General features: G+C 55.3%; 23 protein-coding genes and 1 other RNA gene. 19 read left to right on the forward strand and 5 right to left on the reverse strand.

The features are described 5' to 3' along the window. Window positions 1-189: 189 nt before the first annotated feature. The 7 genes from pyrB to ACT3RR_RS17950 all read left to right on the forward strand — a co-directional run bounded on the left by pyrB (window position 190) and on the right by ACT3RR_RS17950 (window position 6,335). Window positions 190-1,125: an aspartate carbamoyltransferase gene (pyrB, locus tag ACT3RR_RS17920; RefSeq protein WP_485902175.1), complete on the forward strand. Its 936-nt coding sequence runs from the start codon at window positions 190-192 to the stop codon at window positions 1,123-1,125. 18 nt (window positions 1,126-1,143) lie between these two features. Beyond that, window positions 1,144-1,611 (forward strand): aspartate carbamoyltransferase regulatory subunit, encoded by a 468-nt coding sequence (gene pyrI, locus ACT3RR_RS17925; protein WP_353500810.1) that lies wholly within the window; start codon window positions 1,144-1,146, stop codon window positions 1,609-1,611. Window positions 1,612-1,703: 92 nt separating this feature from the next. Beyond that, complete coding sequence (gene ridA, locus ACT3RR_RS17930; protein WP_034786820.1) at window positions 1,704-2,090, forward strand: 2-iminobutanoate/2-iminopropanoate deaminase; 387 nt, start codon at window positions 1,704-1,706, stop codon at window positions 2,088-2,090. Between the two features lie 289 nt (window positions 2,091-2,379). Beyond that, entirely contained in the window at window positions 2,380-3,846 is a 1,467-nt protein-coding gene (locus tag ACT3RR_RS17935) for a circularly permuted type 2 ATP-grasp protein (protein WP_034786816.1), read from the forward strand. Further along, on the forward strand, window positions 3,840-4,784 hold the full coding sequence (locus ACT3RR_RS17940) for an alpha-E domain-containing protein (protein WP_496200857.1): 945 nt from the start codon (window positions 3,840-3,842) through the stop codon (window positions 4,782-4,784). Before ACT3RR_RS17935 ends, ACT3RR_RS17940 begins: the two co-directional genes overlap by 7 nt. After that, window positions 4,784-5,578: a transglutaminase family protein gene (locus tag ACT3RR_RS17945; RefSeq protein ID WP_034786809.1), complete on the forward strand. Its 795-nt coding sequence runs from the start codon at window positions 4,784-4,786 to the stop codon at window positions 5,576-5,578. The genes ACT3RR_RS17940 and ACT3RR_RS17945 overlap by 1 nt, the downstream gene beginning before the upstream one ends. A gap of 28 nt (window positions 5,579-5,606) precedes the next feature. Beyond that, window positions 5,607-6,335 carry a proteasome-type protease gene (locus tag ACT3RR_RS17950; RefSeq protein WP_353500807.1) on the forward strand — a complete coding sequence of 243 codons (729 nt, stop codon included), beginning with the start codon at window positions 5,607-5,609 and terminating at the stop codon, window positions 6,333-6,335. Between the two features lie 51 nt (window positions 6,336-6,386). Here ACT3RR_RS17950 and ACT3RR_RS17955 read toward each other — a convergent pair whose 3' ends face one another. Next, window positions 6,387-7,868, reverse strand: coding sequence for a UxaA family hydrolase (locus ACT3RR_RS17955; RefSeq protein WP_496200902.1), 1,482 nt, complete (start codon window positions 7,866-7,868; stop codon window positions 6,387-6,389). A gap of 32 nt (window positions 7,869-7,900) precedes the next feature. Then, window positions 7,901-9,313: a glucuronate isomerase gene (uxaC, locus tag ACT3RR_RS17960; protein ID WP_496200858.1), complete on the reverse strand. Its 1,413-nt coding sequence runs from the start codon at window positions 9,311-9,313 to the stop codon at window positions 7,901-7,903. A 453-nt stretch (window positions 9,314-9,766) separates the two neighbouring features. Between uxaC and ACT3RR_RS17965 the strand changes: the two genes are divergently transcribed. The 10 genes from ACT3RR_RS17965 to ACT3RR_RS18010 all read left to right on the forward strand — a co-directional run bounded on the left by ACT3RR_RS17965 (window position 9,767) and on the right by ACT3RR_RS18010 (window position 17,195). Then, window positions 9,767-11,059 carry an MFS transporter gene (locus tag ACT3RR_RS17965; protein ID WP_496200859.1) on the forward strand — a complete coding sequence of 431 codons (1,293 nt, stop codon included), beginning with the start codon at window positions 9,767-9,769 and terminating at the stop codon, window positions 11,057-11,059. A gap of 154 nt (window positions 11,060-11,213) precedes the next feature. After that, window positions 11,214-12,017, forward strand: coding sequence for a transcriptional regulator ExuR (gene exuR, locus ACT3RR_RS17970; RefSeq protein WP_353500803.1), 804 nt, complete (start codon window positions 11,214-11,216; stop codon window positions 12,015-12,017). Window positions 12,018-12,558: 541 nt separating this feature from the next. Beyond that, the gene (locus ACT3RR_RS17975; RefSeq protein ID WP_353500802.1) at window positions 12,559-13,242 is read left to right on the forward strand and encodes a DedA family protein; all 684 of its coding nucleotides are present in this window, start codon (window positions 12,559-12,561) and stop codon (window positions 13,240-13,242) included. After that, the gene (gene mzrA, locus ACT3RR_RS17980) at window positions 13,239-13,625 is read left to right on the forward strand and encodes an EnvZ/OmpR regulon moderator MzrA (protein WP_353500801.1); all 387 of its coding nucleotides are present in this window, start codon (window positions 13,239-13,241) and stop codon (window positions 13,623-13,625) included. Before ACT3RR_RS17975 ends, mzrA begins: the two co-directional genes overlap by 4 nt. A 195-nt stretch (window positions 13,626-13,820) precedes the next feature. Next, window positions 13,821-14,198 (forward strand): DUF1090 domain-containing protein, encoded by a 378-nt coding sequence (locus tag ACT3RR_RS17985; protein WP_496200860.1) that lies wholly within the window; start codon window positions 13,821-13,823, stop codon window positions 14,196-14,198. A 173-nt stretch (window positions 14,199-14,371) separates the two neighbouring features. After that, window positions 14,372-14,677, forward strand: a complete 306-nt coding sequence (locus ACT3RR_RS17990) for an ElaB/YgaM/YqjD family protein (RefSeq protein ID WP_353500799.1) — start codon at window positions 14,372-14,374, stop codon at window positions 14,675-14,677. 2 nt (window positions 14,678-14,679) lie between these two features. Further along, window positions 14,680-15,084 (forward strand): phage holin family protein, encoded by a 405-nt coding sequence (locus ACT3RR_RS17995; RefSeq protein WP_034786781.1) that lies wholly within the window; start codon window positions 14,680-14,682, stop codon window positions 15,082-15,084. Further along, a complete protein-coding gene (locus ACT3RR_RS18000; RefSeq protein WP_486031469.1) occupies window positions 15,081-15,365 on the forward strand; it encodes a YqjK-like family protein in 285 nt (94 codons plus the stop codon). The genes ACT3RR_RS17995 and ACT3RR_RS18000 overlap by 4 nt, the downstream gene beginning before the upstream one ends. A 283-nt stretch (window positions 15,366-15,648) precedes the next feature. Next, entirely contained in the window at window positions 15,649-16,041 is a 393-nt protein-coding gene (locus ACT3RR_RS18005; protein ID WP_034786772.1) for a DoxX family protein, read from the forward strand. A gap of 167 nt (window positions 16,042-16,208) precedes the next feature. After that, entirely contained in the window at window positions 16,209-17,195 is a 987-nt protein-coding gene (locus tag ACT3RR_RS18010; RefSeq protein ID WP_496200861.1) for a glutathione S-transferase family protein, read from the forward strand. A 35-nt stretch (window positions 17,196-17,230) separates the two neighbouring features. Here ACT3RR_RS18010 and ACT3RR_RS18015 read toward each other — a convergent pair whose 3' ends face one another. Continuing rightward, complete coding sequence (locus ACT3RR_RS18015) at window positions 17,231-18,136, reverse strand: LysR family transcriptional regulator (protein WP_396131515.1); 906 nt, start codon at window positions 18,134-18,136, stop codon at window positions 17,231-17,233. 112 nt (window positions 18,137-18,248) lie between these two features. Between ACT3RR_RS18015 and ACT3RR_RS18020 the strand changes: the two genes are divergently transcribed. Next, a complete protein-coding gene (locus tag ACT3RR_RS18020; RefSeq protein WP_496200862.1) occupies window positions 18,249-18,953 on the forward strand; it encodes a pirin family protein in 705 nt (234 codons plus the stop codon). A 75-nt stretch (window positions 18,954-19,028) separates the two neighbouring features. Here ACT3RR_RS18020 and rnpB read toward each other — a convergent pair. Both rnpB and rsmI read right to left on the reverse strand, forming a co-directional pair. Further along, an RNA gene (gene rnpB, locus ACT3RR_RS18025) (RNase P RNA component class A) lies at window positions 19,029-19,407 on the reverse strand. Between the two features lie 25 nt (window positions 19,408-19,432). Continuing rightward, complete coding sequence (gene rsmI / locus ACT3RR_RS18030; RefSeq protein WP_353500795.1) at window positions 19,433-20,302, reverse strand: 16S rRNA (cytidine(1402)-2'-O)-methyltransferase; 870 nt, start codon at window positions 20,300-20,302, stop codon at window positions 19,433-19,435. 62 nt (window positions 20,303-20,364) lie between these two features. On the opposite strand from rsmI, the gene ACT3RR_RS18035 reads away from it, so the two are divergent. Then, complete coding sequence (locus tag ACT3RR_RS18035; protein ID WP_496200863.1) at window positions 20,365-22,413, forward strand: penicillin-binding protein activator; 2,049 nt, start codon at window positions 20,365-20,367, stop codon at window positions 22,411-22,413. Window positions 22,414-22,459 lie beyond the last annotated feature (46 nt).

A 22,459-nucleotide genomic window follows, 5' to 3' on the forward strand; every position in this document is an offset into this window, starting at 1 on the left:
CCGGGAGAACCCATGAACAATTGTCAGGTTTGTGATGTTAAAAAACATGCTCAACACGCCGTACCTGAAGGCAGCCCGCTGCCGTTGTTCTTCCGTTGCATTGCTGAATTATTGAAAGCCCCTCATTGAAGGGGCTTTTTTTTGTCCAGAATTTGAGGTTAAGAACCCTAACTGCTGAGGAAATACGTCATGGCTAATCCGCTGTACCAAAAACACATCATCTCGATTAACGATCTCAGTCGTGAAGAGTTAGAACTGGTGCTCGACACCGCGGCCAGCCTGAAAGCCAATCCACAGCCTGAACTGTTGAAGCATAAAGTGATTGCCAGCTGCTTCTTCGAAGCATCGACCCGCACGCGCTTATCGTTCGAAACCTCAATCCACCGTCTGGGCGCTTCGGTGGTCGGTTTCGCCGACGGCTCCAACACGTCGCTTGGTAAGAAAGGCGAAACGCTGGCCGACACCATATCGGTGATTGGCACCTACGTGGACGCCATCGTGATGCGCCACCCGCAGGAAGGCGCGGCGCGCTTAGCCACTGAATTCTCCGGCGGCATTCCCATCCTCAACGCCGGCGACGGTGCCAACCAGCACCCGACGCAGACCCTGCTCGACCTGTTCACCATTCGCGAAACTCAGGGCCGTCTGGACAACATCAAAATAGCCATGGTCGGTGACCTGAAATATGGCCGCACCGTCCACTCGCTGGCGCAGGCGCTGGCGAAATTCAAAGGCAACCGTTTCTACTTTATCGCCCCGGACGCGCTGGCCATGCCGGGCTATATTCTCTCCCTGCTGGAAGAGAAAGGCATTGAGTACAGCCTGCATCAGAGCATCGACGAAGTGGTGCCGGAGCTGGATATTCTCTACATGACTCGCGTGCAGAAAGAGCGTCTGGACCCGTCGGAGTACGCCAACGTCAAAGCCCAGTTTATCCTGCGCGCCAATGACCTACAGAGTGCCCAGTCACATCTGAAAGTGCTGCACCCGTTGCCGCGCATCGACGAGATCACCACCGACGTCGATAAAACCCCTTACGCCTGGTACTTCCAGCAAGCTGGTAACGGCATTTATGCCCGCCAAGCCTTGCTGGCACTGGTTCTTAACGCCGACACTGCCCACTAAACTTGAGGAGATAACAGCATGACTCACGATAACAAACTTCAGGTTGAAGCCATCAAATGCGGCACCGTCATCGACCATATTCCGGCTCAGGTAGGCTTCAAGCTGCTGTCACTGTTTAAGCTGACTGAAACCGACCAGCGCATCACCATTGGCCTGAACCTGCCGTCGAACGAGCTGGGCCGCAAAGACATTATTAAAATCGAAAACACCTTCCTGACCGAGCAGCAGGTCAACCAGCTGGCGGTTTACGCGCCGAAAGCCACGGTGAACCGCATCGACGATTACGAAGTGGTGAAGAAGCTGACCCCCAGCCTGCCGGACCGTATCGACGGCGTGCTGCACTGCCCGAACAGCAACTGCATCAGCCGCTCTGAGCCGGTGGCCTCGAGCTTTAGCGTCAAGCAGCGCCAGAGCGAAGTGCACCTGCAATGCAAATATTGCGAGAAAGAGTTCGAGCATCAGGTGGTGATGAGCAGCGATGAATAAGCCGTGACCTGATCGGGCGTAATGACTTTTCATCTGCGCCCTTTATACTGTCGGCAAGCTATCCTTCCTTATCACTTAAATCAGGAGACACTATGTCCCGCGAAATTAGCACTGAAAATGCACCAGCAGCTATCGGTCCTTACGTTCAGGGCGTTGATCTGGGCAGCATGATCATCACTTCCGGCCAGATCCCGGTTGATCCAAAAACCGGTGCAGTTGCCGATGACATCGCCGCTCAGGCACGTCAGTCTCTGGTCAACGTTCAGGCGATCGTGGAAGCCGCTGGCCTCAAGGTCTCAGACATCGTGAAAACCACTGTTTTCGTTAAAGATCTGAATGACTTCGCCACGGTTAACGCCACTTACGAAGCTTTCTTCACCGAGCACAATGCGCCATTCCCGGCTCGTTCTTGTGTTGAAGTGGCTCGTCTGCCGAAAGATGTGAAAATCGAAATCGAAGCCATCGCCGTTCGTCGTTAATTCGACCCACGCGCCGTGCAATAGCCAGCCTGCGGGCTGGCTTTTTTATGCCTTTTTCTGCCCCATTTCCCGCCACATTGTTATTGCCTCATCACCGACCATACTTAAGACATCTGCCCATTTTCTGCCCTGTATTCAGGCAGCCGCCTTATCTGGCGCACTGAAATAGCGCGAAATAGCCTCTTTCTACTGAGTTTTCTGCGGTTTATGCACGCTGGCATGGTTTATGCCTGATCACTAATGCGTATTGAAAAACAATGAAGCAGCCCGTCCTGTCAGTGAGGTGAATATGATTAATATCGAGCTTTCTGATTCACCCTTTTTTGATGAAATGCTAATGGCGCAGGGGCAACACCGCGACCACTATCAAGCTTACTGGCAATGGTTACAGCAGGCAGATCAACAGGCCGTACAGCGCAAGAAGGAGGAAGCCGCGCTGCTGTTTCACCGGGTGGGGATTACCTTTAATGTTTATGGCGAAGATGACGGCGCGGAGCGACTGATCCCGTTCGACAGCGTGCCGCGCATCATTCCAGCCAATGAATGGAAGATGTTAGATCTCGGCATTCGCCAGCGCGTTGAGGCACTTAATGCCTTTCTGCATGATATCTATCACGACCAGAAGATCCTTAAGGCGGGCATCGTGCCTGCCGAGCAGGTGCTCGCCAACGAGCAGTACCAGCCCTGCATGCAGGGGGTAGATCTGCATCGCAACACCTATGCGCACATCGCCGGAACCGACATGGTGCGCGGCGGCGATGGCGAATATTACGTGCTGGAAGACAACCTGCGCACGCCGTCCGGCGTCTCTTATATGATGGAAAACCGCAAAATGATGATGCGGCTCTATCCTGAACTGTTCGCCGAGCAGCGCATCGCGCCGGTGTCGCGCTACCCTTCCCACCTGCTGCAAACCCTGCGTGAAAGCACGCCGGTCAATGACCCAACCGTTGTGGTGCTGACGCCGGGGCGTTTCAACAGCGCCTATTTCGAGCACAGCTTCCTCGCCCAGCAGATGGGGGTCGAGCTGGTGGAAAGCGTTGATTTGTTTGTCAAAGATGGCGCGGTCTTTATGCGTACCACCTCCGGCCCGTGCAAAATCGACGTGATTTACCGCCGCATTGATGACGCCTTCCTCGACCCGCTGGCCTTCCGCGCTGACTCCATGCTCGGCGTGCCGGGGCTGCTGTCGGTCTATCGCGCCGGGGGCGTGGTGCTGGCGAACGCTATCGGCACCGGCGTCGCCGACGACAAGTCCATCTACCCTTATGTGCCGGAGATGATCCGCTTCTATCTGGCGGAAGATCCGATCCTGAATAATGTGCCGACGTGGCAGTGCCGCGATGAAAAAGCCCTGAGCTTCGTGCTGGCGAATCTGGAAAAAATGGTGGTGAAAGAGGTTCACGGCGCAGGCGGCTACGGCATGTTGATAGGGCCGACGGCCAGCAAAGCCGAGATAGAACGTTTCCGCGAACTGCTCAAAGCCCGCCCACAGAACTACATCGCGCAGGAAACGCTGGCACTTTCCACCTGCCCGACCTTTGTCGGTAACGGGCTGGCACCGCGCCATATCGACTTGCGCCCCTTTGCGCTGACTGGCGCGGAAGTCCGTCTGGTGCCCGGCGGCCTAACCCGCGTGGCGCTGGCTGAAGGTTCGCTGGTGGTCAACTCGTCGCAGGGCGGCGGGACCAAAGATACTTGGGTGTTAGAGGATGAGCCGGTCAACGGCCAGGTTGCGGAGGATGACGCATGCTAAGCAGAACCGCCAGCGAGCTGTACTGGATGGCGCGCTATCTGGAGCGCGCCGAGAACATTGCCCGCCTACTCGACGTCACCAACAAGCTGTCGATGATGTCGATTCGCGACCAATCTCAGCTGGAAGATGAGCGGAACGATTTACTGGTGCCGCTGACCCTCACAGGCACCCGGCAGCTGTTCAGCGACAATTATCCGCAGGTCACTATGGGCAACCTGCTCAACTTCTTCGCGCTGGACAGCCTTAACCACAGCAGCATCTTCAGCTGTATGCAGATGGCGTGGAACAACGCCCACGCGGTGCGCGGCAGCCTGTCGTCGGAAGTGTGGGAGAGCATTAACGCCTCGTGGATTGAGATGAAGCAGATCCGCCGCCAAGGCGTGGCGTCGGTCGGCGCAGACGCCTTTTTCGACTGGGTGAAGGAGCGTTCGCACCTGTTTCGGGGGGCTATGTTTGGCACTCTGCTGCGCAGCGACGCGCTCTATTTTATCCGCCTTGGCACCATGCTCGAGCGCGCCGACAGCACGGCGCGGCTGCTGGACGCCAAAAACCAGCTGCTCGATGCCGATGAAGACCCGGTGCGCGAGTATTACCGGATGGACACCCTGCTGCGCGCGGTTAGCGCCCGCGAGGCTTTCCATACTCTTTATAAGCAGCAAATCAGCCGCGAAACCATCGCCGATCTGCTGATCCTGCGCCGCGAACTGCCCCGCTCGCTGCTGGCCTGCGTGGAGATCATGGCCGAACAGCTGGAGCTGATTGGCGGCCGCACCGGCAACTTGCCGCGCCGCCTGGTCCACACCCTGCACGCCGAACTGCGTTTCAGCACGCTGGACGACATTCTGAAGGTGGGCCTGCGCGAATGGCTGGCGCAATTCCTGAGCCAAACCAGTGCCATCGCCGAAAGCATTCACCACACTTATCTGGAGGCCCAATAATGAAGCTTAATGTCAGTCATCAGACGCATTACACCTATGCGCAGCAGGTGAAACGCAGCACTCAGTATCTGCGCCTCACCCCGCAAGACTCCAGCCATCAGAAGATTTTGTCGTGGGATTTAACCCTGCCGGAGTTCGCCACCCGCACGCTGGACGCCTATGGCAACGTGCTGCACGTACTGACGCTGGACCAGCCGCATCAGGCTATCACCATTGAAGCTAACGGCGTGGTGGAAATCGAAGACAACGTGGAGGATGACAACTGCGGCCATTTATCGCCGCTGGTGTTCCTGCGCACCAGCCCGCTGACCCAGGCCGACGGCGCGATCCGCGACTTCGCCAGCCGCTATTATCGCCCGCAGGCCCAGCATGAAAGCCTGCGCGCCTTAATGGGCGAACTGTTGATGAAAATGCCTTACAGCCCCGGCACCACCACGGTGAAAGACAGCGCCTCGCAGGCGTTTTCCGCCCAGCAGGGGGTGTGTCAGGACCACACCCACGTGTTCCTCGCCTGCTGCCGCAGCTTGGGCATCCCGGCGCGCTACGTCAGTGGCTATCTCTACACCGAGGATTCTACCCACGTGGCGATGCACGCCTGGGCCGAAGCCTGGCTCGACGGACACTGGCAGAGCTTCGACGTGACTAACAATACCTGCCAGCCGAATCAGCATTTGAAACTCGCTATTGGTATCGATTATCTTGATGCGTGCCCGGTGCGTGGCGTTCGGTTAGGCGGAGGGTGCGAAGATATGCATACCGTCGCGGCGGTGCAAATGCTCGATATTCCCCAATGACCCTGACTTACTGAAAAGGTAGATTTCGATGACTTACTGTGTGGCCATGCGCTTGTCCTCTGGTCTGGTTTTTGTCTCAGATTCGCGCACCAATGCCGGGGTGGACCACATCTCCACCTTCCGCAAACTGCATGTTTTTCATCAAAGCGATGAGAGGATGCTGGTTATCCAAAGTGCCGGAAATTTGGCGACCACACAGAGCATCATCAGCCTGCTGCACCGCCGCTGTCTGGACCCGGATCGCGAGAATATGCTCAACGTGGAGTCGATGTACGACGCTGCCAGCCTGCTGGGAGAAACCGTGAGAGAGGTGATCGCCCGCGACAGCGGCGCGAATCAGGGTGGCATGACCGATTTCAGCTGTAACTTGCTGTTAGGCGGGCAGATTAAGGGCGAAGGGCTGCGGCTATTCCACATTTACCCGCAAGGCAATTTCATCGAAGCGACCCACGACACGCCCTATTTTCAGGTGGGAGAAAGCAAGTACGGTAAGCCGATTATCGACCGCGTGCTGACTTACAACACGCCGCTGGAACAGGCTATGCAGTGCGCGCTGATTTCGATGGATTCCACCCTGCGCAGTAATCTGTCGGTGGGCCTGCCGCTGGACGTGATGATCTACCCGACCGACAGTTTCAGCACCGCGCAGCAGTACCGCGTCACGGAGGAACATCCCTATTTCGACATGATCCGTAAAGGCTGGGGGGAAGGTTTGCTGAGCATCTTTGCCCAGTTGCCGCCGCTGAAGCTGGATTGATCAAAAAAGGATCGGCGCTGGCCGATCCTTCTCTCACGTTCTCTCTGACGTTTACAGCGTCACGCCGCTTTTGAAAATCGCCAACTCGCGAAAATCATTCAGCTCGTTCTTGGTCTGCTGGCCGCTGGCAATCTTCACAATCAGATCCACAAAGCTGTCCAGCAGCTGATCCATGCTCACGCCGTGGATCAGCTGCCCGGCGTCGAAGTCGATCCAGTGCGGCTTTTTGGCCGCCAGTTCGCTGTTGGTCGCCAGTTTTACCGTCGGCACAAATCCGCCATAAGGCGTGCCACGCCCGGTGCTGAACAGCACCATATGGCAGCCCGCTCCGGCCAGCGCGCTGGTGGCGACGGCGTCATTGCCCGGCGCGCTCAGCAGGTTCAGGCCGTGCGCGGTCAGGCGTTCGCCATACTTCAACACGTCGACAATCGGGCTATGCCCGGCTTTCTGCGTACAGCCCAGCGACTTCTCCTCAAGGGTAGTGATGCCCCCCGCCTTGTTGCCCGGCGACGGGTTTTCATAAATCGGCTGGTTGTGGGAAATGAAATACTGCTTGAAGTCATTCACCATGCTGACGGTTTTGTCGAAAGTCGCCTCGTCACGGCAGCGGCTCATCAGAATGCGCTCCGCGCCGAACATTTCCGGCACTTCGGTCAGCACAGTGGTGCCGCCGTTGGCAATGGTGTAATCCGAAAAACGCCCGAGCAGCGGGTTGGCGGTGATGCCCGACAGTCCGTCAGACCCGCCGCACTCTAAGCCGAATTTCAGCTCGCTCATCCTGCCCGGCTGGCGCTGGTCACTGCGCATCACGGCGTAAAGCTCGTGCAAACGTGCGACGCCCGCCTCAACTTCGTCATCGAATTTCTGCAACGCCATAAAGCGCACGCGAGCTTCATCGACCTCTCCTAAGGTTTCGCGGAACACGTCCACCTGATTGTTTTCACAGCCTAAACCAATCACCAGCACCGCGCCCGCGTTGGGGTGGCGCACCATGTTCTGCAACATAGTGCGGGTGTTGATATGGTCATCGCCGAGCTGCGAACAGCCCAACTGATGAGTGAACAGGTAGACCCCGTCAATGCCTTCCGCCTGCTGAGTTTCTTTGAGGAAACGCTGCTGAATCTGCTTGGCGATGCCATTCACGCAGCCGACAGTTGGGATCAGCCACAGCTCGTTGCGAATACCGACTTGCCCGTTTTTGCGGCGGTAAATCTGCACCTCGCGATCGCCCTTTTGTTCAGGCACGGCGGCGAATTGCGGCTGATACTGATACGCGTCGAGATCGCTGAGGTTGGTTTTGGCATTCTGCGAATGAATGTGTTCTCCGGCAGCGATGTCCACCAGCGCATGACCAATCGGCAAGCCGTATTTGATGATGTGCTCTCCGGCGGCAATCGGGCGTAGCGCAAACTTGTGGCCGCGCACTACCTCTTGCAGCAAAGCAGCGCCGGTGTCGGTAATTTCTCCGCAGGTGAGATCGCGCAGTGCCACGGCGACATTATCAGCAGGGTGAATAGTAATGGTGCTTTGCATAGTCGCCGTGTCAGTCATGCTGTGCGTCACTCTCAGTTAAGCTCAATCGCGAAGTAGCTTTTGGCGTTGTCGAAACAGATGTTTTTCACCATGTTACCGAGCAGCGTGATGTCATTTGGCGCTTCGCCCTCTTCCACCCAGCGACCTATCATCTGGCAAAGAATGCGGCGAAAGTATTCATGGCGCGTATAGGACAGGAAGCTGCGGCTGTCGGTCAGCATGCCAACGAAGCGGCTGAGCAGCCCCATGTTGGCGAGCTGGATCATCTGGCGCTGCATGCCGTCTTTTTGGTCGTTAAACCACCACGCGGAGCCGAACTGCACTTTGCCCGGAATGCCGTCGCCTTGGAAGTTCACCGCCATGGTTGCCAGCACTTCGTTATCACGCGGGTTCAGGCAGTAAAGAATGGTTTTCGGCAAGTCGCCGTTCATCCCCTGCGCGCCCAGCAGTTTCGACAGCGGCTCGGCCAGTGGTTGGTCATTAATAGAGTCAAAGCCGACGTCGGCACCCAGCAGTTCAAACATGCGGGTGTTGTTATTACGCAGCGCGCCGATGTGGTACTGCTGCACCCAGTTGCGGCGCTGGTATTCAGAAGCAAGGAACAGCAACACGCCGGTTTTGAACTGCGCGCTCTCTTCTTTGCTCGGCAGGCTGCCGCTCAGGCGACGAGACAAAATGCCGTCCAGCGTGGCCGGGTCAGCTTCGGCATAAACCACCACGTCCAGGGCGTGGTCTGACACCTTGCAGCCGTGCGCCGCGAAGTGATCCATGCGTTTTTTCAGCGCGTCGCAGACATCGCTAAAACGCGAAATGGTGGTATCTGAAGTCTGCTCAAGGCGCTTGATGTAATCGTTGAAGCCAGCGGCATCAATGTTGAAAGCCTTGTCCGGACGCCAGCTTGGCAGCACTTTGATGTCAAAATTGCCATCTTCGGCGACGGTTTTATGGTGCTCCAGCGAGTCAATCGGGTCATCGGTGGTGCCGACCATCTTCACATTCATTTGCTTCATGATGCCGCGCGCGCTGAAGCTCTTCTGTGCCAGCAGCTCATTGCCGCGCTCCCAAATTTCATCGGCAGTTTTCGGCGACAGCAGCTTGCCAATAATGCCGAACGGGCGGCGCAGCTCAAGGTGAGTCCAGATATAGAGCGGGTTACCGAGGGTGTGAGGCACGGTGGCGGCCCAAGCATCAAACTTCTCGCGGTCGCTGGCGTCGCCGGTGCACAGGCGCTCGGCCATGCCGTTGGTGCGCATGGCGCGCCACTTGTAGTGATCCCCCTTCAGCCAGATGTCGTAGAGGTTTTTAAACTGATAGTCCTGCGCAATCTGTTCCGGCGGCAGGTGACAGTGATAGTCAAAAATCGGCTGATCTTTCGCATAGTCGTGGTACAGGCGACGTGCGACTTCGGTATCGAGCAGGAAATCTTCAGTTAAAAACTGCGCCATCTTGGGGTTCCTCGCCTTGATGTGAATTTGAGTTATCTCTCTTGATGCAAAGTTATCACACCAATTTAAGCTATCGTCCAGCGCTATTTCTTGCTAAACCCGGCTCGCCAATAGACTGAGAAATAATAAAAAATCTTTAAAATTATTGATATTTAAGGATTTTATCAATTTATATAGCCAGCGCACATTATCCACACTATTCAAATGTGGTTTTGTGATGTCATTCAAATTTTAAATCTGTATGACAAGTTATCGTAATTTTGCCCGAACAAATGTGCCGTCGAGATCCTGCCACCTCGACGGCACCGTTGTTTGGGCATTTTTTAGCGAACCGTTCGCTGGGCAAAAGAAAAAACCAAGAAGCAATAAAGCCGAGGCCCGCCGTCAGGCGGAGCTATTCGCGCCGTGGCCGTATCGAGCCATCGCCGACTACATTGGGTTGGAGAGAACGAAATGGGTAAGATTAAAGGGTTACGCTGGTACATGATCGCACTGGTGACCGTCGGTACTGTTCTGGGGTATTTAACACGTAATGCCATCGCCGTGGCGGCACCGACATTACAAGATCAACTGCATATCACCACTCAACAATATTCTTATATTATCGCTGCTTATTCAGCCTGTTACACCATCATGCAACCCGTGGCGGGCTACGTGCTGGACGTGATGGGCACCAAAGTGGGCTACGCCATGTTTGCCATCATGTGGGCGCTGTTTTGTATGGCGACGGCGCTGGCCAGCAGTTGGGGCGGCTTGGCTATCGCTCGTGGCGCAGTAGGTATGGCAGAAGCGGCTATGATCCCGGCGGGCCTGAAAGCCAGCAGCGAGTGGTTCCCCGCCAAAGAGCGCTCCATCGCGGTGGGCTACTTCAACGTCGGCTCTTCCATCGGCGGCATGATTGCGCCACCACTGGTAGTGTGGGCGATTGTGATGCACAGTTGGCAGATGGCGTTCATCATCACCGGCGTGCTGAGTCTGGTATGGGCGGTGTGCTGGCTGGTGTTTTATAAGCACCCGAAAGACCAGAAGAAGCTGAGCGAGCCTGAGCGCGAATACATTCTGGGTGGTCAGGAAGCGCAGCACCAAACTTCAAACAGTAAGAAGATGTCGGCATGGCAAATCCTGCGTAACCGCCAGTTCTGGGGCATCGCGCTGCCGCGTTTTCTGGCTGAACCAGCGTGGGGAACCTTCAACGCGTGGATCCCACTGTTTATGTTTAAAGCCTATGGCTTCGACCTCAAGCATATTGCGATGTTTGCCTGGATGCCGATGCTGTTCGCCGACTTAGGCTGCATCGTGGGGGGCTATCTGCCGCCGTTATTCCAGAAATACTTCAAGGTGAACCTGATTGTCTCGCGCAAACTGGTGGTGACCATGGGCGCGCTGCTGATGATTGGTCCGGGGATGATTGGCCTGTTCGCCAGCCCTTACGCGGCCATCGCCCTGTTGTGCGTCGGCGGCTTTGCCCACCAGTCGCTGTCTGGCGCGCTGATCACCCTCTCCTCTGACGTGTTTGGCCGAAACGAAGTGGCGACCGCCAATGGTTTGACCGGCATGGCAGCATGGACCGCCAGCACGCTGTTCGCCTTAGTGGTGGGCGCACTGGCTGACACCTTGGGCTTCAGCCCGCTGTTTGCCGCGCTGTCGGTATTTGACCTGCTCGGCGCGATTGTTATCTGGACCGTATTGCAAAATCGCTCGGCGGTTGAGCCTGTTGCCCAGCCGTTGCAGCCCGCGAAAGTCTAAAACTCGTCTCCGCCGGTATGTCTTGTGCAAGGCATACCGGTTTTCACTTGAGTTGCACGGTGCATCGCCCTGCACTTCCTCGTATACTGGTATAACAAGTTTGGAACGCTAGTCCCGCGCAATTCAATTTATCAAAGTGATGAAGAGTAAAATCATGGAACCCACTGAAACCAGACGTCTTTATCAACAACTGGCCGCGACGCTCAAAGAGAGAATTGAGGGTGGCGTTTATCCGGTCGGCGAGAAATTGCCCGCCGAACGTCTGATTTCGGAAGAGATGAATGTCAGCCGCACCGTGGTGCGCGAAGCCATCATCATGCTCGAAGTAGAAGGCTACGTGGAGGTGCGCAAAGGCTCAGGCATTCACGTGATGTCCAACCAGCAGAAGCATCTGGTGGTGGCGGGCAGCGGCGGTACCGGCCTTGATTTCGGCGCGGCAGGCCCCTTTGAGCTGCTTCAGGCGCGCCAGCTGATTGAAAGCAATATCGCGGAGTTTGCAGCGACTCAGGTCACCAAGCAGGACATTATCCGGCTGATGGAGATCCAAGAGCAGGCGCGGCTTGAAGACCGTTTTCGCGATTCAGAATGGGATTTGAAATTTCACATTCAGGTGGCGCAATCCACCCAAAATAGCGCCATGGCGACCATCGTCGAGAAGATGTGGAGCCAGCGTCGGCAGAACCCTTACTGGCGCAAGCTGCACGAACATATTGATGAGAAATCGATCGAAGGCTGGTGTGAAGATCACGACAAAATTTTGAAGGCGCTGATCCGCCGCGACCCGCACGCCGCCAAGCTGGCGATGTGGCAACATCTGGAAAACACCAAGCAGATGCTGTTCCGCGCCACCAGCGATGACTTTGAATTCAACGTTGATCGCTATATGTACTCAGAAAACCCGGTGGTGCATCTCGATTCACCACCTCTCAATGTCCCTACTCCGCTAAACAACAAATAGTGCCTCTTATAGCAGGCCGATTTCTCGACCTGCTTTCATCAATTTCTTCTGAATAATCCTACCCATTTGTCAGAAAAATAAGCCTCTACCTGTCAGCCATTGTCGAGTTGTGTCAGTCAGTGTAAAAGCGCGCCCCGTATGGCGTTGCGAACTTAAACCAATGCGCTCAAGCAGGTATATTTACCTGTCTCAAAGGTGGTTGTTTTGTTACAGTTAGACGACTTTTATTACCTAAGCGCCGAGCGATAAAATGCGCTTAATGCGAGGAATCGTCCAAAATACCCGCATAAAGACTAAGGAAAATAAAGGTTACAACGTTTTTTTTGCACTTAAGATGCATTTGATTGCCAGTGATCAATCGGCCTTTTGTATCAATTCCTATACTGCATGTATCAATACTCACGGCGTTTTGGGCTTTTTGCCCCGAATGCAGCGCCAGGGAAAGGCGTACTTCTCGGTCTGAAAGTCTCGCGTTGAGCATGCTTGCTCCGTAGTCGATTCAGGCGGGTTAACTGAAAACGATGGAGTTTCGCAAAAGTACATGGAAATCATTAGTTCGCTTATCGATGCCTTATGGCAACAAGATTATGAAACTCTGGCCAACCCTTCGCTGGTCTGGACGTTATATACCGTTTTATTTTTGATTATCTTCCTCGAAAACGGCCTGCTGCCCGCCGCCTTCCTGCCTGGCGACAGCTTATTAATTTTAGTCGGCGTATTGATTGCTAAAGACGCCATGAATTTCCCGCTTACCATCGTGCTGCTGACCACCGCCGCTAGCCTCGGCTGCTGGCTGAGTTATATTCAGGGCAAGTGGCTGGGCAATACGCGAATAGTGCAAGGCTGGCTGGCGCATCTCCCGGTGCAGTATCACGAGCGCGCGCACAACCTGTTCCACCGCCACGGGCTTTCCGCACTGCTGGTGGGCCGCTTTCTGGCCTTCGTCAGAACCTTATTACCGACCATCGCGGGCCTGTCCGGGCTGAGCAACGCGCGTTTCCAGTTCTTCAATTGGATGAGCGGCCTGCTGTGGATCTTAATTTTGACCACCCTCGGCTATTTCTTGGGTAAGACGCCGCTGTTCCTGAAGTACGAAGATCAGCTGATGAACTGCCTGATGCTGTTGCCGGTGGTGCTGCTGGTGGGTGGCCTTGGCGGCTCATTGCTGCTGCTGTGGCGTAAAAAGCAGGCCGATCGTCAGAATAAGGGCGATAAGGCACCGTGAAAATCAAACCGATTAAACGCTCAATCCTGTGGCCTATCACCTTGCTGACGCTGGTGTTGGTGGCGATTGTGATTGGATTTGCCGTCGCCCGCATGCCGCAGAACACTAACGCCCTGCAGATTCGCCCAGTGCGGGCCGGCGTGGCGCTGCCCGACGGCTTTTATGTTTACCAAAGCCTGAACCAGCGCGGCATTCGCATTCAGAGCATCACGCCGGTGCAGGACGGGCTGATCGTCGAACTGGACTCACTGGAGCAGCGCGAACTGGCGGAACACGCCTTGATGGATATCTTACCGCTGGGCTTCTCCATCCAACGCTGCGATCCGCCACAATCCCAGCTCTGGGTGCATAAAATCACCCGCGACCAGCTCAAATTAGGTTAACCCTCTCGCGCTTTCGGAATCCTCCCCTAAGCGCATCTATTATCTGCTGTTATACTTAATCCCACTGTATTGAAAAATTATCTGTGCCAAGACGGCGCATTTTTTCTATCGACCCATTTCGATAAGACGTTTTTCAGTGCTTTACCTACGGAAGAAATGCACCAGCGTTTCACAATGACTAAGGAAGACACCCTCATGAATCTGCGTTTATCCGCGCTGTTCGCTATACCGCTTTTCGCATTTTCTGCCGCATCTCTCGCTGCTTCGCAGCCACAGACTTGCGCCGCTAAACAACAGCAAATCAAGACCCAACTTGATTACGCACATCAGCACAACAATAAAGACCAGATCGCTGGCCTGCAAAAAGCCTTGAGCGAAAACCAAGCGCACTGCACGGACTCTGGTCTCAAAGCCGAATACGAAAAACATGTTGCTGAAAAGAAAGAAAAAGTTCAGGAACGTGAGCAAGAGCTGAAAGAAGCCCAAGCCACGGGCGACAGCAAAAAGATCGAGAAGAAACAGCACAAGCTGGACGAAGCACAATCTGAATTGAAAGAAGCACAGGGCCAATAATTAGCCCTGTCAGACCGATTTTCCCCGTTCATAGCGGTGAAATGGCGTTATCTGACTCAGGCTTAACCTTAAATCGGGGGCTTTAGTCCTTAAATCAGGTGCCTAAGTTGCGATAACCCAGATATCCGCTATGTTAAAAGTTCGCATCAGTTAACGTATGGAGTGATACAAAAATGGCTAAGAACACCACCTCAGAAAATCTGCGCGCGGAACTTAAATCGTTGGCTGATACTTTGGAAGAAGTTCTTCAAACTTCCACCGATAAGCCAAAAGCAGAGTTAGATAAGCTGCGCGGCAAGGCAGAAAGCCTGCTGAAAGACACCCGCTCTCGCCTGAGTGATACTGGCGATAAGCTGGCCCATCATTCGAAAGAAATCGCAGGTCGTGCTGATGATTACGTGCATGACAAACCTTGGACTGGCGTTGGTATTGGTGCTGCCGTCGGCGTAGTCATTGGCGTTCTGCTAGCCCGCCGTTAATTATGGCTGAACCGATAAAGACTCCGCCACAAGGACCGGGCAAAGGGATACTTGATACGGCGCAACGCATTGTCACCGTTTTGGTTGGCATGGTTGAAACGCGTGTCAGACTGGCCGTCATTGAGCTGGAAGAGGAAAAGGCCAATATTTTCCAACTCTTGCTGATGGCGGGCATCACCCTCATCTTTACCGCTTTCGGTTTAATGAGCCTATTGGTTGTGCTGTTCTGGGCAATCGACCCGGCTTATCGACTTGTTGCAATGGGCACCACCACCGGCGTTTTACTGTTCCTGGCGGTGGTATTAGGTCTCTGGACGCTGTCGAAAGCGAAACGTTCAACTTTGTTGAGCATGACGCGTAAACAGCTGGATATTGACCGTTCATTGCTGGAAAAGGATGACCAATGAGCACACCTGACCGCGTTATCGAGAAAGTAAAACTGCTGCGTAAAATCGAGCGCCAACGCGCTGAGTTGTCTGCGGGCCGCCACGAATGGCTCGAAGCAACCGCAAAAGTAGATCGCGGCTGGGTGAAGTTTATTGATATGCGTAAATACCTGGTGCTGGGTTCCAGCGTTCTGGCGATTTACGGCATCCGACATCCAAGTAAAGTGGTTCGCTGGTCGCGTCGCGCCTTTGGTATCTGGGGCACCGTGCAGCTTTTCCGCCGTAACTTTATAAAGCCGTAGCGCTAATTTATTGATTAAAATCGACTAATTCATTTTTAATCAACTCGCAACGCGCTCCCCCACGGGCCAGTCCGGAGTTTCTCCGACTGGCCCGTTTCTTTAAGTTCCCGCCGCGCTGTTCAATTTATTTGATAATAATAGACAGTTTTACTTGCTAACAACTGTTCAACTTTCCCCTTACTATCCCATCATCAACCAGACGCGGTAACGGTTGGGGATAATACCCGGACGTGCCGTTAATATTATTGTCGCCCAATTTGGGCAACATTTTTCGGAGTCGAAAATGACCAAAGTTAACAATACCGTCCTGCTTATCGCTCGTATCTTAATGCCGATTCTGTTCATCACTGCGGGCTGGGGCAAGATCACCAACTACGCAGGAACCGGTGCTTACATGAGCTCAATGGGTGTGCCATCTTTCCTGCTGCCACTGACCATTTTGCTTGAGTTCGGCGGCGGCTTGGCCATTCTGTTCGGCTTCCTGACCCGTACTACAGCGTTTATCACTGCAATCTTCACCATCCTGACTGCACTGATCTTCCACACTGATTTTGCTGTTGCCGTAAACCAGATGATGTTCATGAAAAACCTGTCTATCGCCGGTGGCTTCTTCGCCCTGTTCGTAGCGGGTCCGGGCGCAATCAGCATCGACCGCCTGATCAAGAAAAACTGGTAACAGTTCGCACATAAGAATGTGCCGCTATACTCAATAGACTGATGGGCGATGTGATTATTCACCTCGCCCTTTTTATTTCTTATCTGCACATCTCCCCAGCATGATTCGCGTTGCATCAATGCAGTACACCAAGATTCAGCACGAAGGATGATGGGAAAGGAGGGATCATGGGACAACTCGTCGAAGGCAAATGGCATGACGTTTGGTATGACACCAAATCTACCGGCGGCCATTTCAAACGCACTGAATCGCAATTTCGCAATTGGGTGACCCCCAACGGCGAGGCAGGTCCGCACGGCAAAAGCGGATTCGCCGCCGAGCCGAATCGCTATCACCTTTATGTCTCCCTCGCCTGTCCCTGGGCGCACCGCACCTTACTGATGCGCGCCCTGAAAGGCTTGGATAAGCTGATTCCAGTTTCCGTGGTGCATCCGCTGATGCTGGAGAATGGCTGGACCTTCGCCACCGACTTCCCTGCCGCGACCGGCGATGACCTTTACCACCTGAACTTCGCCTATGAAATCTATCTGCGGGCGCAGAAGGACTACACCGGGCGCGTCACCGTGCCTATCCTGTGGGACAAAAAGCTGCAAACCATCGTCAGCAATGAATCGGCGGACATCATCCGTATGTTCAACAGCGCGTTTGATGCCCAAGGCGCGCGCGCTGGGGATTACTACCCGGAAAACCTGCGCTCGGCCATTGATGAAGTGAATGAGTGGGTCTATCCACTAATTAACAACGGCGTCTATAAAGCGGGTTTTGCTACCTCGCAGGAAGCCTATGACGAGGCGGTAAAAGGGGTATTTGAAGGGCTGGACCGAGCCGAAGCCCTGCTGGAGAAACATCGCTACCTGACCGGCAACCAGCTAACCGAGGCCGATTTGCGCCTGTGGACCACACTGGTGCGCTTCGATCCGGTGTACGTCACGCACTTTAAGTGCGACCGCTATCGCATTAGTGATTACCCGAACCTCTACGGCTTCCTGCGTGACATCTACCAAATGCCGGGCATTGCCGAAACCGTGGACTTCGCGCACATCCGCAATCATTACTATCGCAGCCACGCGACCATCAATCCGCACGGGGTGATCTCCACCGGTCCGGCGCAGGATCTGGATGCCGAGCACGGCCGCGACCTGCGTTTCAGCTAAGCCGCATGCTTCCCCTCTGGCGAGGGGGAGCAAGACTAGTTGGCGTCGCGGGTGGCAAGCAGCTTGGCGATTTCCCGCAGGAACCACGCCTTGGCTTCACCCATGCTGTCGCGGCGCCACGCCATGATGATCTCCGCCTCGCGGTTGTACTCCGCGCTCACCACCCGCAGACGCCCCTCGGCGATATCTTTTTCCACCATCGGATAAGGCATCGTCGCCACACCCAAACCTGCCAACAGCGCCTGTCGCTTCTCTTCAATGGTACTGACGGTTAAACGCTGCTGTTTATCCAGCAGCTGCACGGTGAGGGTCGGGCGCTCGCGGGCGGTATCCGCCACCGCGATGCCGCGATATTTCACCCGGCTGACTTCCGACAGCGGCTCGGCTTCCAGATGAATTGGGTGATCCGGCGCGGCGACATAGACACTCATCAGCTTATAGAGCTTGCGGCTGTTGATTTCAGACGATGAGCGGAAGTGCATATCCGGCGCGATAACAATGTCGGCGCGGCCCTGCTCAAGACGCTCCCAGGCACCGGCTAGCACTTCGGTTATCAGCGATACCTGCGTGTTGGCTTTCAGCGCCAGCTTTTCAATTAACGGGAATAGCTGGGTAGCGGGAACCAGCGCTTCACAAACGATGGTGATTTGGGTTTCCCAACCGCGCGCCAGCGCTTCGGCATCTACGGTAAGTTTATCAGCGGCTTCGAGCAAAACGCGGCCGCGTTCGAGCAGCATGCGGCCAACGTTGGTGAATTTTGTCCGATGACCTGAACGGTCAAACAACACCACGTCCAGCTCTTCCTCCAACTTCTGCATGGTGTAGCTCAATGCAGAAGGCACGCGGCCTAGCTCGTCTGCCGCCGCCGCAAAGCTGCCGCGCCGGTCGATGGCATCCATGACCCTGAGTGCTTCAAGTGTGAGTGCGCGATCCTTAGCCATGGGGTTCTCTGTCAGGAAATTTGAATATACCGACCAGATTAACTGGCTAACAATCAGTCGTCCAGACGCTTACCATTTAAGTATGGAATTTTTTTAACTGAGCCAGACCGCAATGATTAAGAGCAGAACTGCAAAAGAGTGCGGCACAGCTGACTTTGGTTGGCTTCAGGCGCGCTATACCTTTTCATTTGGGCACTATTTTGACCCAAAACTTATGGGCTACGCGTCACTGCGCGTTCTCAATCAGGAAGTGCTGGCGCCGGGTGCCAGCTTCCAGCCACGCACCTACCCGCACGTCGACATCCTGAATTTAGTGCTGCAAGGCAGCGCGGAGTACCGCGACGCCGAGGGCAATAGCGTTCGCGTCAACGAGGGCGAAGCCGTGCTGCTTTCAACCCAGAATAACGTTGCTTACAGCGAGCTGAACCTGAGTTCAACCCAGCCTCTGACCCGCATGCAGCTGTGGCTGGACGCCTGCCCGCAGCATGAAAATCCGCTGATCCAGCAGCTTAAGGTCGGCCAGCAGCCGCACCTGTTGCTGGCATCGCCCGATGGCGAGAAAGGCAGCCTACAGCTGCGCCAGCAGGTGTGGATCCATCATATTGAGCTGGGCGAAGGCGAGAGCATTACTCTACCGATACGCGGCACGCGAGCCTATTTGCAATCGATTCACGGCCGCATCGACGCCCTGGGCGCAGAGAGTCAGGAGAAGCAGAAGCTGGTGTGTGGCGACGGCGCGTTTATCCAAGGTGAGTCAGAAATCAGCCTGACCGCCAGCACCCCGCTGCGCGCCCTGCTGATCGACCTGCCGGTGTGACGCAATAAGCTTCACCGCGAAACGCCATAAATGAAGAAGGCCCGTGTAACTTGCGTTACACGGGCCTTTTCGTATTGGAGGAGTTGACCGTTAAGCCGGGTTCTGTCGTGGACAGTCATTCATCTAGGCCAGCAATCGCTCACTGGCTCAAGCAGCCTACCCGGGTTCAGTACGGGCCGTACCATGTGAACCCCTATTTGGCCTTGCTCCGGGTGGAGTTTACCATGCCACGAACTGTTGCCAGCCGCGCGGTGCGCTCTTACCGCACCCTTTCACCCTTACCTGATCCCACTTGCGTGGGCCATCGGCGGTTTGCTCTCTGTTGCACTTGTCGTAAGCTCGCGCTTCCCAGGCGTTACCTGGCACCCTGCCCTATGGAGCCCGGACTTTCCTCCCCTTCATCTGTCTCCCCCGAAAGGGACGGCAACGAAGCGGCGACTGTCTGGTCAACTCCGGCGCGGATGATAGGCCATAATGGCCTACTTGTCACCCTCTTGCTGGTCGAGTGCGTATTTATACAACGCATTCTTCTTCACGCCGTGGATCTCGGCGGCCAGCGAGGCGGCCTTTTTCAGCGGTAACTCTTTTTGTAGCAGCGCCAGCGTGCGCAGTGCCTCAGCCGGTAAGGCTTCGGTATCTACTTTATGGCCTTCGACAATCAGCACCATTTCGCCACGTTTGCGGGTTTCATCTTCTTTTACCCAGTCGAGCAGCGCGCCCACGGCGTCACCACGGATGTTTTCCCAGGTTTTAGTGATTTCGCGCGCCAGCACGACATAGCGATCTGGCCCCCAGACTTCCACCATATCTTGCAGGCTGTCGAGCAGGCGATGAGTGGATTCGTAGAAGATCAGGGTGCGAGGCTCTTCAATCAGTGCCTGAAGGGCATCTTTTCGTGATTTTGTTTTCGCAGGCAGAAAACCCTCGTAACAGAATTTATCCGAAGGCAAACCGGCGGCGCTCAGAGCCGCAATCGCGGCACAGGCCCCCGGCAAAGGAACCACACGAATACCGGCTTCACGGCAGCGACGCACCAGATGGTAGCCGGGGTCGTTAATCAGCGGCGTTCCGGCATCGGAAACTAACGCAATGCTTTGACCACTCTGCAATTTTGCTAATAAATGCTCGGCTTTTTGCTGCTCATTATGGTCATGCAAAGGGTACATTTTGGCGCTAATGGCGAAGTGTTGCAGCAGTAATCCGGTATGGCGGGTATCCTCCGCCGCAATCAAATCTACGCTGCTGAGCACCGCCAATGCACGCTGGGTAATGTCCCCTAAATTGCCGATTGGTGTCGGTACGATGTACAGCGTTGATGCAGAAATATCTGCTTGATCGTGTTGATTCATTGTTTCATCCGGATTGCCGATTTAATATTGAGCATCTTGAAAAAAACATCACTGGAAACTGAATGCCTTCCTCAACTACTTTTCGTACCCGCACGGGACGTTTGATCCCTGCCGTTATCGTGGCGATGCTTCTCGCCAGTTGTTCGAGCCAGGCACCGCAAGCGCCGACTGAAACCGTTCAGGCGAAGGCGACGGGCAGCTCAGACTATTATCTGCAGCAGGCCCAGCAAAGCGGTGATGATACCAAGGCTGACTGGCAATTACTTGCAGTTCGTGCCCTGTTGCGCGAAGGCAAAGTGCCTCAGGCAGCCGATCAGCTGGCCAATTTGCCGCAAAACCTGACCGCCGTGCAGGCGCAAGAGCAGCAGTTGGTGAGCGCCGAAGTGCAGGTCGCCCAGCAGAATTACCCAGCGGCGGCCACCACGCTGAGCAAAATCGATCCCTCCAACCTCAACAGCGACCAGCAGGCGCGCTTCTATCAGGCGCAAATCGACGCCAGCCAAGGCCGCACCAGCCTAGGCCTGCTGCGTGCCTATATCGCTCAGGAGCCGCTGTTACAGGGTAAACCCCATCAGAACAACATTGACGCCACCTGGGCCGCGCTGACTCAGATGACGCCGCAGGACGTTAGCAACATCACCATCAATGCGAATGAAAACACCCTGCAAGGCTGGCTCGACCTGCTCAGCGTCTGGCAGAGCAACAAGCAAGACCCTGACCTGCTGAAAGCCGGTATTAAAGACTGGCAGCGCCGCTATCCGGTGAACCCGGCGGCTAAGAGCCTGCCGACTCAGTTAAACAGCGTGTTGAACTTCCAACCTTCTTCTACGGAGAAGATTGCCTTGTTCCTGCCGATGAGCGGCGCGGCGCAGGTGTATGGCAATGCCATTCAGCAAGGCTTCAACGCGGCAATGAACGGATTACCTTCTGCTCAGCCTGCGGCGCAGCAGCAGCCAGCAGCAGATCCAAACGCGGCACCGGCTCCAGCTCCGGTTGACCCGAATGCCGCCGTTAGCCCTTCGGCCCAGCAGGACGGCGCGGATCAAGAGCAGCAGGCAGCCACTACTGCAGCAGCTCCGGCTGCCCCACAGCCAACCACGTCGGCTAACCCAAGTGCTCAGGTGAAAGTGTATGACACCAGCACCCAACCAATCCCAGCCTTGCTCGCGCAGGCTCAGCAAGATGGCGCGACTATCGTCGTCGGCCCATTGCTGAAGGATCAGGTCAACGGTTTGGCGGCAGATCAAACGCCATTAAACGTTTTAGCGCTGAATCAGCCAGAAACTGAGAAAAGCAGCCCGAATATCTGTTACTTTGCGCTCTCTCCGGAAGACGAAGCTCAGGACGCCGCGCGCCATATGTGGCAACAGCACCGTCAGGCTCCGCTGCTGTTGGTGCCGCGTGGTAACTTCGGCGACCGTATCGCTCAGGCTTTTGCCGATGAGTGGCAGAAACAGGGTGGACAAACGGTGCTGAAACAGGGCCTTGGCTCTTATGCAGAACTGAAATCCACCATCCGCAGCGGCATTCGTCTGACCGGCACGCCGGTGTCGAGCAGCGCGCAAGCGGCGGCGACCGCGCCTCAGGGCGTGACCATTGGCGGCATCACCATCCCGGCACCACCAACCGATGACCAGATCACTCAGGCCACCGGCGGCGGCGCATCGGGTAATGTAGATTCGGTGTATATCGTGGCGACGCAGGACGAGCTGACGCTGATTAAGCCGATGATTGATTTGGCTGTCAGCGGCCGCAATAAGCCAGCTGTCTACGCCAGTTCGCGCAGCTATCAGGCAGGCGCAGGCCCGGATTACCGTCTGGAGATGGAAGGCGTGCAGTTCAGCGATATTCCTCTGCTGGCGGGCACCAACCCGGCGTTGATGCAGCAAGCTACGGGTCAGTTCAAAAATGACTACTCGCTGGTGCGCCTCTACGCAATGGGTATCGACGCATGGGACTTGGCAAACCACTTCTCACAAATGCGCCAGATCCCAGGCTTCCAGATTAGTGGCAAAACCGGCCAGCTGAGTGCGAACCAAAACTGCGTGATCCATCGCAAAATGCCGTGGTTGCAGTACAGTAAAGGCGCGCTGGTGCCGGTTTCTTCTTAAATCATAGGTTTAAGACAAAGCTGAAAGCGTGAACGGGGTATCGGAT

Source organism: Ewingella sp. AOP8-B2-18 (genome assembly GCF_052376015.1).
GTDB lineage: Bacteria > Pseudomonadota > Gammaproteobacteria > Enterobacterales > Enterobacteriaceae > Ewingella > Ewingella allii.